Below are 13,865 nucleotides of genomic sequence, written 5' to 3' on the forward strand. Positions count from 1 at the left end.
CCTGCCCCGCAGCCGGCCGCACCCCCTGAACCTGCACCACACGAAAGAGACCACCCCATGGAACGCATTCCGCACTTCATCAACGGCGCCCTGATTTCCGACGCCGAGCGCTACGGCCCCGTCTTCAACCCGGCCACCGGCGAGCAGGAGAAAGAGGTCGCCCTGGCCTCCGCCGCCCGCGTCGAGGAGGCCATCCAGGCCGCTCGCGCCGCCCTGCCCGGCTGGCGTGCCACCAGCCTGGGCAAGCGCACCAACATCTTCTTCAAGGTCCGCGAACTGCTGATGCAGCGTCGGCCCGAACTCGCCGCCCTGCTGACCAGCGAACACGGCAAGGTCCTCTCCGACGCCGAGGGCGAGATCACCCGCGGCCTGGAGAACATCGAGTTCGCCACCGGGCTGTCCCACGCCCTCAAGGGCGAGCGCTCCGAGCAGGTGGCCAGCGGCGTCGACGTCCACTCCGTGCGCCAGCCGGTCGGCGTGGTCGCCTGCATCACCCCGTTCAACTTCCCGGCCATGGTGCCGCTGTGGATGATCGGCAGTGCCCTGGCCTGCGGCAACACCGTGCTGCTCAAGCCCAGCGAAAAGGACCCGTCCTCGGCCATCTTCATCGCGCAGGTCTTCGCCGAGGCAGGCCTGCCCGCCGGCGTCCTCAACGTCGTGCACGGCGACAAGGAGGCCGTGGACGTGCTGCTCGAACACCCGGACGTCAAGGCCATCAGCTTCGTCGGCTCGACGCCGATCGCCCAGTCCATCTACAAGCGCGCCGCCGACCACGGCAAGCGCGTGCAGGCCCTGGGCGGGGCCAAGAACCACATGGTGGTCCTGCCGGACGCGGACCTGAACATGGCCGCCGACGCCGCCGTGTCCGCCGCGTACGGCTCCGCCGGCGAGCGCTGCATGGCCGTCAGCGTCCTGGTCGCCGTCGGGAACATCGCCGACGAACTGGTCGGGGCCATCACCACCCGGATGGGCACCCTGAAGATCGGCCCCGGGACCGATCCGGCGTCGCAGATGGGCCCGCTGATCACCGCCGAGCACCGCGCCAAGGTCGCCTCCTACGTCGCCGGCGCGGCCCAGGAAGGCGCCACCGTGGTGGTGGACGGCCGGGAGCAGAAGTTCGACTCCAACGGCTTCTTCATCGGCGTCAGCCTCATTGACCATGTCAAGCCCGGCATGAAGGTCTACGACGACGAGATCTTCGGCCCGGTCCTGTCCGTGGTCCGCGTCGAGACCTACGCCGACGCCGTCAAGCTGGTCAACGACAACGAGTTCGGCAACGGCGTGGCGATCTTCACCCGCGACGGCGGCGCCGCGCGGCAGTTCGAGTTCGACGTCGAGGCGGGCATGGTGGGCGTCAACGTCCCGATCCCGGTGCCGGTGGGAACCTTCTCCTTCGGCGGCTGGAAGAACTCGCTCTTCGGCGACACCCACATGTACGGCCCGGAGAGCATCCGCTTCTACACCCGCGGCAAGGTCGTCACCACGCGCTGGCCGGACCCGTCCACCTCGGTGATCGACCTCGGATTCCCGCAGGTCGACTAGACCAGCCAGGCCGGCCCGGGGTCAGTCTGTCCTGCCCGCCGGTCCCGGCCCGCCTTAAACAGAACAACGCGGGGTCACTCCGCGCCCGTCCGGTACCGGATCCTGGGCGCAGGGTGACCCCGCGTTGCTGTGTGGCGGGGGTCAGCCCTTCATGATCTCCGTGCGCTGGGCCATGTAGTCCTCCATGGACAGCTCGCCCTCGCTGTACCGCTGGTCCAGTTCCGCGAGCTTGCGCGCCCGGAAGCCCTGCGGGGCCGACGGCGGCGGGGGCACCGCGGGGCCCGACGGCTGCTGGCTGTCGGGCTGCCAGGTGTTGGCCTGCGGGGTGTTGGACTGCGAGGCGTTGAACTGCTGCGCGTCCCGCTGCGGGAAGGGCTGGGGCTGGTTGCCGGGGTAATCCGGGCTGTCCTCATAGGGGACGGGGGGCTGGTAGCCCTGCTGGCCGGGGTAGGGCTGGCCGGGGTACTGCTGATTGGGGTAGGGCTGGCCGGGGTACTGCTGGTTGGCCGGCGGCGCGGGCTGCTGCGGAGCGCCGAGCTGGCCGAAGGCGCCGTAGTAGTCACGCTGGGTAAAACCGTCCCGGGGCTGCTTGTTCTGCTGCCCCGGGTACTGGCCGGGAGCGTCGCCGGGGAACTGCCCGAACTGGTCCGGGCCGCCGGGCATGCCCTGGTTCTGGTTCCGGCCGCGCATCGACTTCTTGTAATAGCGCATCGCCATCGGGATCAGGAATGACAAAATGATGATCCATAAGAACAGATTGTTCACGGTACCGGGCCTCTCAGGAAGTGTTCTTCCAGCTTAACGCCCACACCCGGACCGTGGTGCCCGGGACGCGTGCCCGGCCGCCGGGCCGCCCGCTCCCGGGCGGCCCGGCGGGGGCCCGGTCAGGAGCGCACGGGCTCTTCGGCGCCGGGCGGCCCCTCGCCCGAGCCGAGCGGCATTCCGGGGCCGAAGACCGGGCCCGGGAGCGGCCGCTTGGCCGTGACGCCGTCGCCGGAGGAACGGTGCCGGAGCCGGCGGACCACCCAGGGCACGAAGTATTCGCGCGCCCAGACCAGATCCCCGGAGCGCGCCTGCCGCCAGCTGCGTTGCGGCAGGGGCTTGGGGGAGAGCGGTTCCAGGGTGTGTTCGACGTTGAGGGAATCCAGGACCATGGCCGCGATGGTGTGATGGCCCAGCGGCGAGAAGTGGAGCCGGTCCGCGTCCCACATTTGCGGATCGTTCAGCTGCCGCAGGGACCACATGTCCGCGATGACGGCGTCGTGCCGGGCCGCGATGGTGCGGAGGTTCTCGTTGTAGATGGCCACTTTGCTGCGCACCCGGCCCAGCACGGACGAACCGATGTCGGGACCGTTGAACAGGACCACCGTGGCGCCGGCCAGGCTGAGGATCTGGACCACCGAGTCCAGCTTCTCGGCCAGGGCATCCGGATCCCCGCCGGGGCGGATCAGATCGTTCCCGCCGGCGGACAGCGTCACCAGGTCGGGCCGGAGGGACAGGCAGTGGGCCAGCTGCTGGTCCACGATCTGCTGCAGGAGCCGGCCCCGGACGGCGAGGTTGGCATAGGCAAAGCCCTCATGCCCGCGGCTCAGTTCCTCGGCCACCCGGTCCGCCCAGCCGCGGTAACCCCCGGGACTCGCCGGTTCGGGATCGCCGATGCCTTCCGTGAAGGAGTCTCCCATGGCCACATAGCGGGTCCAGGGGTGGGTCACGGCGTTGTCTGGAGAGTTCTCCATGGCTTCGGTTTCGCTCACCTTCTTATCGTGCACTCTTCCTGCAAAGCTACGCCACCGTAAGTTGTTACCTGCGGGTAACTGTAAGAATGGAGCCATGACTCAAGCCGCTGCCTTCCCCGCCCCTGTTGTCCTATGGTCCAAGCCCGAGGAGGAGCGTGCGGGAAAGCCGCTCCTGCTCCTGCTGCACGGCTACGGGGCCAACGAGGAGGATCTCCTGGGCCTGGCGGACATGCTGCCGCAGGAATTTGCGGTGGCCTCGGTGCGCGCTCCGATGGTGTCCGGTGCAGGATTCACCTGGTTCCCGCTGACCGCATCGGTGGAGTATTCCCTGGACGCGGTCAAGGAGGCCGCCTCGTACGTGGAGGACTGGCTGGATTCGGTCCGGCCGAACCACCCGTCCGTGACGCTGCTGGGCTTCTCGATGGGCATGGCGCTGGCCACCACCCTGCTGCGGCGGCGGCCCGCGGACTATGCCGCCGTCGTCGGGCTGTCAGGTTTTGCCGTCGACGCCGGAAGTGACCCCAGCTTCCACGACGCCGAACTGGACGGGACGGTGCCGATGTTCTGGGGCCGCGACCAGCAGGATCCGGTGATCACGCCGGACAAGATCGACTTCACCATGGGCTGGGTACGCAAGCACGTGAAGCTCACCAAGGTGCTTTACACCGGGATGTGGCACGGCATCAACCAGCAGGAAATCGGGCACGTCTCCGAGTTCCTCACCCACGGGGTGCTGAACAAATAAACGCACGACGCCGGGCGGCCGGCCGTCCGGCGTCCAGCCGCCCGGCGTCAGTCTACGGTGTCGGGCGACGGCGTCAGGCCCCGGCGGGCGTGCTGATCCGGACGGTCCGGTTGTTCACGGTGACGGTGTCGCCGTGGTGGAGCTGGCGGCCGCGGCGCTCGTCGATCTCACCGTTGACCTTCACGAGCCCGCTCTTGATCAGTTCCGCAGCCTCCACCCCGTCCTCGACCAGGCTGGCCAGCTTCAGCAGCTGGCCGAGCCGGATCATGTCGTCGCGGATGGGGATCTCTTCAATTTCCGGGTTGCTCATACAAGCAATGATGCCTGACAGAAAGTGGCAGCAATGACGCACCAGCCCCGGCTTCCGTTCCTCGCCGGGTTGCCCCTCGCCGTGGCCGCGGGGCTGCTCATGCCCGTGCAGGGCAGGATCAACGGCGCGCTCGGCGTGGCGCTCGCGGACGGAATCGCCGCCGCGGTGGTGAGCTTCACCACCGGGCTGGTGCTGATGATCGTGGTGTCGCTGGCGCTGCCGCGCGGCCGCGCCGGGCTGCGGTCGGTCCTGCCGGCGGTCCGGGAGCGTAAGTTCCCGCCCTACTACATCCTGGCCGGCTGCATCGGCGGGTTCTTCGTTTTCGCGCAGTCCTTCACGGTGGGTCTGCTGGGCGTTGCCTTGTTCACCGTCGCCACCGTGACCGGGCAGACCCTCAGCGGGCTCCTCGTGGACCGGATGGGCATCGGCCCGGCCGGCAGGAGATCCATCACCGGCATCCGGGTGATCGGCAGCATCCTGACCGTCGCTGCCGTCGCCTGGGCGGTATCACCGCGCTTCTCCGGCGCCGGCCCAGAGGCGGCGGAGCTGCTGGTTCCGGTGCTCCTGCCCGTGATTGCCGGCTTCCTGATGAGCTTCCAGCAGGCCATGAACGGCACCGCCGCCGTGCATTACGGCACGCCCATCGCCGCGACCCTAATGAACTTCGTCGCCGGCGCGGTCATGCTTTGGGCCGCCTGGCTGGTCAAGATCGCCGTCGCGGGACCGGGCAACCCGCTGCCGGGGGAGTGGTGGTTGTACCTGGGCGGGGCCATGGGCTGTGTCTTTATCGGCGTCGGAGCCGTGCTGGTCCGCAGCCTGGGCGTGCTGGTGACCGGACTCGGCATGATCGCGGGCCAGCTGCTGGGCTCGCTGGGGCTGGACTTGGCGTTCCCGGCGCCCGGCACCGTGGTGGCGCTGCCCACCGTGCTCGGGACCCTGCTGACCCTTGCCGCGATTGTGCTCGCCAGCCTGCCCTGGCCCCGGGGTGCCCTGGTACGGCGGCGCCGGGAGCCGACAGGCCGGTAGGCTAGGAGGCGCAGCTTCCTGCACCGCCAACAGTCAGCACCCGTCCCGGGATGTGGGCTTGGTGCGTGTGCAGGGTTCGTGCCTAAAATTTGCGTTTTGTAGTGCCCCGTCCGGCAACCAGCCGGGATTCCGGGGCTGAAACCGCGGACCGCACCCAGCGGCCCTGTAGAAAGTGGAGTTCCCATGGCAGCAAAATCCGTCCTCGACCAGATCATTTCCCTCGCCAAGCGCCGGGGTTTCGTATTCCAGGCCGGTGAAATCTATGGTGGCTCGCGTTCTGCCTGGGACTACGGGCCCCTGGGTGCCGAGCTGAAGGAAAACATCAAGCGCCAGTGGTGGCAGTCCGTGGTCCGCGGCCGCGAAGACGTCGTCGGCCTGGACTCCTCTGTCATCCTGCCGCGCCAGGTCTGGGAAGCGTCCGGCCACGTCGACGTGTTCTCCGACCCGCTGGTCGAGTGCCTCTCCTGCCACAAGCGCTACCGCGCCGACCACCTCGAGGAAGAATTCGAGGAGAAGAAGGGCCGTCCCGCCGAGAACGGCCTCAAGGACATCGCCTGCGCCAACTGCGGCACCCGCGGCGAATGGACCGAACCCCAGGAATTCTCCGGCCTGCTCAAGACCTACCTCGGCCCGGTGGCCAGCGAAGAGGGCCTGCACTACCTGCGCCCCGAAACGGCCCAGGGCATCTTCGTCAACTTTTCCAACGTGCTCACCACCTCGCGCAAAAAGCCCCCGTTCGGGATCGGCCAGATCGGCAAGTCCTTCCGCAACGAGATCACCCCGGGCAACTTCATCTTCCGCACCCGTGAGTTCGAGCAGATGGAAATGGAATTCTTCGTCGAGCCCGGCACCGACGAGCAGTGGCACCAGTACTGGATGAAGGAGCGGATGTCCTGGTACACCGGCCTCGGCATCCGGGAAGAGAACCTGCGCTTCTTCGAACACCCGCTGGAAAAGCTCAGCCACTACTCCAAGGGCACCACGGACATCGAATACCGCTTCGGGTTCCACGGCTCCGAGTGGGGCGAGCTCGAGGGCGTCGCCAACCGCACGGACTTCGACCTGTCCACGCACTCCAAGGCCTCCGGCCAGGACCTGAGCTACTTCAACCAGGCCACCAACGAGCGCTACATCCCCTACGTGATCGAACCCGCCGCCGGCCTCACCCGCTCGTTCATGGCGTTTATGATCGACGCGTACACCGAGGACGAGGCACCCAACGCCAAGGGCGGCGTCGACATCCGCACCGTGCTCAAGCTCGATCCGCGCCTGGCCCCGGTCAAGGCCGCGGTGCTGCCGCTGAGCCGCAACGAGGACCTGTCCCCGAAGGCCAAGGACCTCGCCGCCCAGCTGCGCAAGAGCTGGAACATCGAGTTCGACGACGCCGGCGCCATCGGCCGCCGCTACCGCCGCCAGGACGAGATCGGCACCCCGTTCTGCATCACCGTGGACTTCGAGACCCTGGACGACCAGGCGGTCACGATCCGCGAACGCGACACCATGAGCCAGGACCGCGTGTCCCTGGACAAGGTGGAGGGCTACCTGGCCGCACGGCTGATCGGCGCCTGATCGTGGCGATCGCATACCGGCAATGGCGCGACGGCGATGACCTGGCGCTGCTGGAAATCTGGGGCGGGCCCGAAACCGAGCAGGCCCGGCAGTTCCGCGGCACCCTGGCACCCTCGGACAACAAGCCGTGGCGCCGCTGCATCGTGGCCGAGGACGTCGTCGACGGCGTGGCCATCCCGGTCGCGGCCGGCGTGGTCCACGAGGCCTCGCTGCACCCGGAACGGCTCTGGGCCTACATCGAGGTCGACCGGCAGCACCGCCGCGCCGGCGTCGGCTCCACGCTGCTGACCATGCTCCGGCACGAGGCGGAGCAGTCGCCGTCGGGCGTCTCCCGGCTCCGGACCAAGGTGGAACCGGGCACCCCCGGGGCGGCCTTCGCCGAGGCGGCGGGGCTGGCCCCGATCCAGCGCTCCCGGCTCGTCGTCGTCGACCCCGGCGCCCTCCGCCTGCCGGTCTTCGGCGACGGTTCCGAGGCTGCCGCCTCCGAGCAGGTCGAGGACCTGGCCACCGGTTCGGTGGAACTCAGCGACGTCGTCGGCCGGTACTACACGTCGGTGCACGGCTGGGACAGCCCCGGGGACCTCAGCATCGCCACGGTCCAGCGGCTCTTCCTCGACGAACTCAGCGGCGCCCACGGCGCCATTGTGCTGCGGGCGCCGAAGGCCAGCGCCTTCGGCCAGGGCGTGGCGGCCAGCAGGAAGGGCCGGCTCCAGGCCTTCGCCATCAGCTACGCCGAGCTGGCCCCCGCCGGGGACAACGCGGAGGCAGCTGCCCCGGCAGGCCAGCCCACCGATGTGTTCCTGGGCCACGAGCCGAAGCTCTCCGCGGAGGAGGCCCAGGCCGCCGTCCGGGACCTGCTGGCGCTGATTGCGTTCCAGCACCCCGTGCTGCTGGAACTGGACGACTCGATGGCGGCGCTGCGCGCCGTCGTCGAGCCGCTGCTGGAAAGCGGCAAGGCCCGCGTCCTGGGTGCCGAGACCCTGGTCGTCTCCGACCCGGCGTAGGCCCGCTTAACCCAACTGACCCGCAGCTGCGGCCGTTATGAAGCGTGAAAACGGCCACAGCTGCGGGTCAGTTTGCGTTCGGCGCAGTTAGTCGAACATCGCCGGCTACTTGGGCATCACCGGCGGGACGAAGTCGAACGTCATCCCGAGCAGCCAGACGAGCAGCAGCACCACCGGCAGGTGGAAGACGAACTGCAGGAACGTGAAGCCGACCAGGTCGCGGGCCCGCAGCCGCAGCACCGCCAGCAGCGGCAGCATAAAGAACGGGTTGATCAGGTTCGGCAGGGCCTCGGCAATGTTGTAGATCTGCACGGTCCAGCCGAGGTTCATCTGCACATCGGTCGCGGACTGCATGACGTACGGCGCCTCCACGAGCCACTTGCCGCCGCCGGAGGGGACCAGCAGGCCCAGCAGTGCCGTGTACAGCGCAATCACGACGGCGAAACCGCCGCCGCTGCCGATCTCGGTGAAGAACTCGGCCAGATGCGCGGAGATGGTCATGCCGCCGTGGCCGGTGGCCTTGGTCAGGATCGCGGCCATCGCGGCGTAGAGCGGGAACTGGACCAGGATGCCGGCGGTCGCCGGGACGGCCTTGGTGACGGCCTGCAGGAAGTTCCGCGGGGTTCCGTGCAGCACCAGGCCCAGGATCAGGAAGACCAGCAGGTAGCCGTTGAGGCTGCTCACCACGGTCAGGAAGGGCTTGGTCAGGAACTGCGAGACGAGCCAGCCGAGCGTCAGGATGCCGGCCAGGATCGGCAGGATCATGCTGTATTCGAGCCATTCGCCCGGGCGGGAGCGCGGCTCCGATTCGCTCGGTTCGTCGTCAAGGTCGACGCCGAGGTCCTCCGCAGTGCGGATCGACCCGCCTTCGGGGGCCGAGAAGTGCGCGATCACCGTGGTGAGTGCCATCAGGATGGCCAGGGTGAGCAGCGACTGCCAGGTGAAGATCGTGGTCCCGAAGTCCAGGATGCCGGTGATCTTCAGCAGGGCCGGCGGCAGCGAGGCCGCGGTGGCCTGCAGTTGCGCCGCGGAGGAGGACAGGCCGAGCGCCCAGACCGCGCCCAGGCCCATGAAGGCCGCTGCGCCGAGCGCGCGGTAGTCCACGGTCAGGTCCTTGCGGCGGGCGATGGCGCGGGCCAGCAGGCCGCCGAAGATCAGGCTGAGGCCCCAGTTGAGGAAGGACACCGACATGGACATCAGCGCCACGAAGCTCACGGCGGTGCGGGCGGTGGCAGGGATAAGGGCCAGCCGGTTGATCAGTTTGGCCACGGGCGGGGAGGTGGCCACGACGTAGCCGGTCAGCACCACCATGGCCATCTGCAGGGTGAACGCGGTCAGGTCCCAGAAACCGTTGCCGAAGGAATCGGCGATCGACTGGGGCGAGGCACCGATGGCCAGGGCGGCCACCGCGATGATGATGACGCCGGCCAGCGCGAAGATGTAGGCGTCCGGGAACCACTTCTCGGTCCACGCCGCCATCCGTTGGGCTATGCGGGCGAGACCGCGTTCTTCGCCGATTCCGCTTGTCGTCAGGACTGTGTTTGCCACAGAGGGGTACCTCTCCATTGAGTGCGATTTTGTACCCGGGAGAGTTTAGTCAGGACGGTTGCGGTAACCGGGCTTATCGGCGCCGGCCGCCCGCGCGCCGCGGACCCTCGGCCTCATCCAGGCGCTGCCGTTCCTCGTCGGTGGGTGCTCCGCCGCCGAGGTCCGCCGGCATCCACCACGCGCCCGGGGCCGGGGTGAGGGGGAAGTCGGCGATGCAGGCGTCGATCCCGGCCTGGAGGGCCCCGCGCAGCGCCTCGGTGGCCTGCTGGGCGTCCTGGGCCGGGTCAACGGCCACCGGTTCGCCGACATGGATCCGGACCGGGGCGCGCCAGGCGCGGGCCGGGGAGAAGCCGTGGCGGCGGGTCATCAGCCGGTGGGCGCCCCAGACGGACACGGGGATGATGGGCACTCCGGCCTCGGCGGCCATCCGCACGGCACCGGTCTTGCATTCCCGCACCCGGAAGCTGCGGCTCACGCCCGCCTCCGGCAGGATTGCGATGTACTCGCCCTCGCGGAGCCGGGCGACGGCGTTGTCATAGGCGTGGGACCCCGAGTCGTACCCCACTGCGACGTGCCCGGCGGCGCTGACCGCGGGCCCGGCAAACCAGTGGTCGGCGGCCGCCTGGGTGACCAGGAAGCGCATCTGGGCCCTCGCGTGCCACCAGAGCAGCAGCTCGGCGAACACGAAGTCGAGGTACCCGAAGTGCGTGATGGCGACGACGGCGCCCCGGCCGGGGACGACGGGGCGGGACGAGCCGCGCGGGGCAGCGTCGAGGGGCTCCGGTGCCGGGAGGTGCTCGCGTCCGGTGACGATGACCCGGATCCGGAACAGCCGTATTAGCGCCAGCCCGGTGCGGACGATGACGCGGTAGAAACGGTCGCTGGGCCGGGGCCGCCACGGCATCCTAGCGGCCGCCCTGCCGGTGTCGGTCGGGCTGGTGTGCGCCCGGCCGGTGTGCCCCGGGCTGGTGTGCACCGGGCTGGTGTGCGCCGCCGCCTCGCGGCCGGCGGGGCGGCAGGGGCAGGAAACCCGAGGTGGATTCCACGTAGTCCTGGTAGCCCGGGCGGGCGGACATGGCCTTCTCGGTGAGCGGCTTGCCGGATTTGCCGGCGAGCAGCCAGATCATCAGGACCGGGGAGAGGACGGTCAGCACTCCGGGCCAGGAATCAGCGGCGACGAGGAACATCCCGGTCCAGACGGCGGCATCCCCGAAGTAGTTCGGGTGCCGGGTGTAGCGCCAGAGGCCGGTGTCCAGCACGGTGCCGCGCCGGGCCGGATCGGCCTTGAACTGTGCCAGCTGCCGGTCGCCGACCGTCTCGAAGACGAAGCCGACCACCCAGAGCAGCACGCCCAGCCAGGCCAGCCAGCCGAGGCTCCCGGTGCTGAACATCCCCACCTGGACGGTGAGCGAGACGAAGAACAGGATCACGCCCTGCGGCAGGTAGACCTTGTGCAGGGCGTAGACGTTGCGGGACCCGGGGGCCGGGGAGAGCAGGTCCACGTACCGCGGATCCTCGTGACCGCCACGGGCCCGGAGACCGATGTGGAGGGCGAGGCGGATGCCCCACACCGCCACGAGCGCCAGCAGCAGCAGGCGGCGGCCGCCGTCGCCCTGTCCGGCCGAGAGGAACCAGGAGATGGCGGCCACGACGACGAACCCCAGGCCCCAGACGGTGTCGATGACGGAATGGCGGCTCTGGCGGACGGCGACGGCGAAGGTGCCGGCGAGCAGCACCACGAGGCCGGCCGCCACCCAGGGAAGGCTGGCCAGGAAGGCCCCCAACGGGAAGTCCGGCATCACAGCACCACCGGGAGGCCTGCGCCGGAGGGCAGGAGGCTGCGGAACGCCTCGGGGCCGCCCCGGGGGTCGCGGCCTGAACTGGCGGCGAAGGTGTCGAGGATGTAGCCGTTGGCCAGCGAGTTCCACAGGCCCACCCGACGGAACATAAAGTGCCCGGCACCCTTGAGCGCGACGTAGTCCACGGACTTGGCGACGCCGTCGGCCCGGCGGGCGTAGGCGAGCGAGTTCGCGGGGCTGGTCCAGCGGTCCTTGGTGCCATGGACAATCAGGATCCGGCGGCCGGCCACGCGCTCCACCGGGGTCTGGGCATCGAGCCAGGGCGCCAGGGCGACGACGGCTTCCACCTGGGGGTGGTCAGCGACGCAGAGTGCGGTCAGGCCGCCCATTGAGTGGCCGAGGAGGTAAATGGGGACGCCGGGGTGCTCGCGGCTGATGTGGGAGAGCGCCCAGCGGGCGTCCTGGACGGGGGACATGTCCTTCCCGTTCCAGCCGCGGTACCGGTTCCGGAGTGTCCAGACCGCCAGCCCGTCGCGTGCGCCGCCGGTGTGAAGTGCCCGGGCGAAGGGCAGCATCCGGGCGGGACTCAGGTGCCTGCCGCGGACGGATTCGAAGCTTTTGGACCGCCCGCCGTGCAGGACCAGGGCGACTCCCCGGGTTTCCCCGCTGGCCCGGGCAATGCTCAACACGGCCCTGGCGTCCGCCCCGGGACCCGCCGGCACCGGTTCGCGGTCGTCGATCTTGCGTATGGCCACGCCAATCCTCCACATCTTGTCCGTCAATTCCAACCATAGGGCGCGCTGCCCGCAGTTCAAGTTCCGCAGTTCAAAGTCCGCAGCTCCAGGCCCGCAGTTCAAGGTCCGCAGCTCAGCTGCCGGCCGGCGGGGCGCCCCGGGTTCCGGGGGACATGCCCATTGAATATTCGGAGCGGCGGCGCGCAGGGATGGGACCGGCGGGCTGGGCCGCGGGGCTCTTCGGGCGCCGGGGCTCTTCGGGCGCCGGCCGGGAACCTCTTGACGGAGCAGGGCCGGAAGAGTAGGCATGTGCTCGTGAACCTCCGGACTCCTGCCGGCTGGGGGCACGGGCCACCGTCCGGATCGGGTCTCATGACACATTCTCCCGATACAGAAAATGAGACGGTACAGGATGAACGGAAACAGCTTCGATAGCCTGCGCGACCAGGTCCGCGGGCAGGTCATCACCCCAGGCGACGCGGACTACGACGCCGCGCGGGCCGTGCAGAACGGCATGATCGACAAGCAGCCGGCAGCGGTGGTCCGCGTGTCCCAGGTGGCCGACGTGATCGCCAGCGTCAACTTCGCCCGGGACAATGCCCTGGATGTAGCCGTCCGCGGCGGGGGCCACAGCGGACCGGGCTTTGGCACCGCCGATGGTGCGCTGGTCATCGATTTCACCAACACCAGAGGGGTCCGGGTTGATCCGGCCAACAAGACGGCGAGGACTGAGGCGGGTGCAACCTGGGCCGACTTCAACCACGCCACGCACGCCTTCGGGCTGGCGACCACCGGCGGCATCGTCGGGTCAACCGGCGTCTCGGGGCTGACCCTCGGCGGCGGCATTGGCTATCTGGACCGCAAATACGGGCTCAGTTGCGACAACCTGCTCTCGGCTGATGTCGTCACCGCGGACGGCAAGTTCCTCACGGCCAGCGAGAGCGAGAACGACGACCTCTTCTGGGCGCTGCGCGGCGGCGGCGGGAACTTCGGCGTCGTGACCTCGCTGGAGTTCCGCCTGCATCCGGTGGACATGGTCCATGCCGGCATCGTCATCTATCCGGTGGAGCACGCCGAAACCGTCGCCAAGTTCTACCGTGAGCACCTGGCGGCATCCCCCGAAGAGCTGGGCGCGTTCCTCGCCTTCCATCAGGGGCCGCCGGTTCCGTTCCTTCCGGAGGAGTGGCACGGGAAACCGGTGTGCGTTGTGGTCGGCATGTGGACTGGTGACCCGGCCGAAGGTCCGGCCCGCTGGCAGCCATTCCTCGACGCCGCGCCGGTGGTGGGTTCCATGGTCGGGCCGATGCCGTATCCGGCCCTGAACTCGGCCTTCGACGGGTTGTATCCGAAGGGACTGTTGGCCTACTGGAAGGCGGCCTTCCTGACGGAACTCAACGATGGGGCCATCAACGCCCACCTTGAGTACGGCAGCAGGGTGCCCAGCGTGCAGACCGCCGTCCATATCTATCCGATCGACGGCGCCGTGCACCGCGTGGGCGCCACGGACACGGCCTTCCCCAACCGCAACGCCAGGTTCTCCCCGGTCATCGCCTGCCATTGGGAGGATCCCGCGGATACTGAGGCGAACATCGCCTGGGTGCGGGATTACGCCAAGGCGCTGCAGCCCTACTCAGAGAATGCGGGCTACATCAATTTCATGGACGGCGACGATATGACGAAGGTTGCGGAGAATTACGGGCCGAACTACCAGCGCCTGCGGCAGGTCAAAGCCAAGTACGATCCGCAGAACCTCTTCCACGTCAACCAGAACATCACCCCAGCCTGACCGGACCGGGCGCGGCCGGGGCCGGCACAGGGGGACACCGGGACCGGGCCCGGCGTCGTGTCACCT

The 13,865-nt window shown here is 69.1% G+C and carries 13 protein-coding genes; 6 read left to right on the plus strand and 7 right to left on the minus strand.

What is annotated here, in order from left to right:
* Window positions 1-57: 57 nt before the first annotated feature.
* Window positions 58-1,542, plus strand: a complete 1,485-nt coding sequence (locus AC06G6_RS06015) for a CoA-acylating methylmalonate-semialdehyde dehydrogenase (RefSeq protein WP_479827290.1) — start codon at window positions 58-60, stop codon at window positions 1,540-1,542.
* A 141-nt stretch (window positions 1,543-1,683) separates the two neighbouring features.
* Here AC06G6_RS06015 and AC06G6_RS06020 read toward each other — a convergent pair whose 3' ends face one another.
* Both AC06G6_RS06020 and AC06G6_RS06025 read right to left on the minus strand, forming a co-directional pair.
* Entirely contained in the window at window positions 1,684-2,277 is a 594-nt protein-coding gene (locus AC06G6_RS06020) for a hypothetical protein (protein WP_479827292.1), read from the minus strand.
* A 149-nt stretch (window positions 2,278-2,426) separates the two neighbouring features.
* The gene (locus tag AC06G6_RS06025) at window positions 2,427-3,278 is read right to left on the minus strand and encodes an SGNH/GDSL hydrolase family protein (RefSeq protein ID WP_479828556.1); all 852 of its coding nucleotides are present in this window, start codon (window positions 3,276-3,278) and stop codon (window positions 2,427-2,429) included.
* Window positions 3,279-3,372: 94 nt separating this feature from the next.
* Between AC06G6_RS06025 and AC06G6_RS06030 the strand changes: the two genes are divergently transcribed.
* Window positions 3,373-4,023, plus strand: a complete 651-nt coding sequence (locus AC06G6_RS06030; protein ID WP_479827294.1) for an alpha/beta hydrolase — start codon at window positions 3,373-3,375, stop codon at window positions 4,021-4,023.
* Window positions 4,024-4,096: 73 nt separating this feature from the next.
* On the opposite strand, the gene AC06G6_RS06035 is transcribed toward AC06G6_RS06030, so the two are convergent.
* Window positions 4,097-4,333, minus strand: a complete 237-nt coding sequence (locus tag AC06G6_RS06035; protein ID WP_282380741.1) for an RNA-binding S4 domain-containing protein — start codon at window positions 4,331-4,333, stop codon at window positions 4,097-4,099.
* A 33-nt stretch (window positions 4,334-4,366) separates the two neighbouring features.
* Here AC06G6_RS06035 and AC06G6_RS06040 point away from each other — a divergent pair, with 33 nt between their 5' ends.
* The 3 genes from AC06G6_RS06040 (at window position 4,367) to AC06G6_RS06050 (ending at window position 7,932) form a co-directional block, all read left to right on the plus strand.
* Window positions 4,367-5,359: a DMT family transporter gene (locus tag AC06G6_RS06040; RefSeq protein WP_479827296.1), complete on the plus strand. Its 993-nt coding sequence runs from the start codon at window positions 4,367-4,369 to the stop codon at window positions 5,357-5,359.
* A 183-nt stretch (window positions 5,360-5,542) separates the two neighbouring features.
* A complete protein-coding gene (locus AC06G6_RS06045) occupies window positions 5,543-6,928 on the plus strand; it encodes a glycine--tRNA ligase (protein WP_479827298.1) in 1,386 nt (461 codons plus the stop codon).
* A 2-nt stretch (window positions 6,929-6,930) separates the two neighbouring features.
* Window positions 6,931-7,932, plus strand: a complete 1,002-nt coding sequence (locus AC06G6_RS06050; protein WP_479827300.1) for a GNAT family N-acetyltransferase — start codon at window positions 6,931-6,933, stop codon at window positions 7,930-7,932.
* A gap of 105 nt (window positions 7,933-8,037) precedes the next feature.
* On the opposite strand, the gene AC06G6_RS06055 is transcribed toward AC06G6_RS06050, so the two are convergent.
* From AC06G6_RS06055 to AC06G6_RS06070, 4 genes are all read right to left on the minus strand, one after another.
* Window positions 8,038-9,480, minus strand: coding sequence for a short-chain fatty acid transporter (locus tag AC06G6_RS06055; RefSeq protein ID WP_479827303.1), 1,443 nt, complete (start codon window positions 9,478-9,480; stop codon window positions 8,038-8,040).
* 73 nt (window positions 9,481-9,553) lie between these two features.
* A complete protein-coding gene (locus tag AC06G6_RS06060) occupies window positions 9,554-10,384 on the minus strand; it encodes a lysophospholipid acyltransferase family protein (protein WP_479827305.1) in 831 nt (276 codons plus the stop codon).
* A 1-nt stretch (window position 10,385) separates the two neighbouring features.
* Window positions 10,386-11,279 carry a DUF1295 domain-containing protein gene (locus AC06G6_RS06065; RefSeq protein WP_479827307.1) on the minus strand — a complete coding sequence of 298 codons (894 nt, stop codon included), beginning with the start codon at window positions 11,277-11,279 and terminating at the stop codon, window positions 10,386-10,388.
* Entirely contained in the window at window positions 11,279-12,028 is a 750-nt protein-coding gene (locus AC06G6_RS06070) for an alpha/beta hydrolase (protein ID WP_479828557.1), read from the minus strand. The genes AC06G6_RS06065 and AC06G6_RS06070 overlap by 1 nt, the downstream gene beginning before the upstream one ends.
* Before the next feature lie 397 nt (window positions 12,029-12,425).
* Here AC06G6_RS06070 and AC06G6_RS06075 point away from each other — a divergent pair, with 397 nt between their 5' ends.
* Window positions 12,426-13,799: an FAD-binding oxidoreductase gene (locus tag AC06G6_RS06075; RefSeq protein ID WP_479827309.1), complete on the plus strand. Its 1,374-nt coding sequence runs from the start codon at window positions 12,426-12,428 to the stop codon at window positions 13,797-13,799.
* Window positions 13,800-13,865 lie beyond the last annotated feature (66 nt).

The organism is Arthrobacter sp. CJL-S3, from assembly GCF_056711635.1.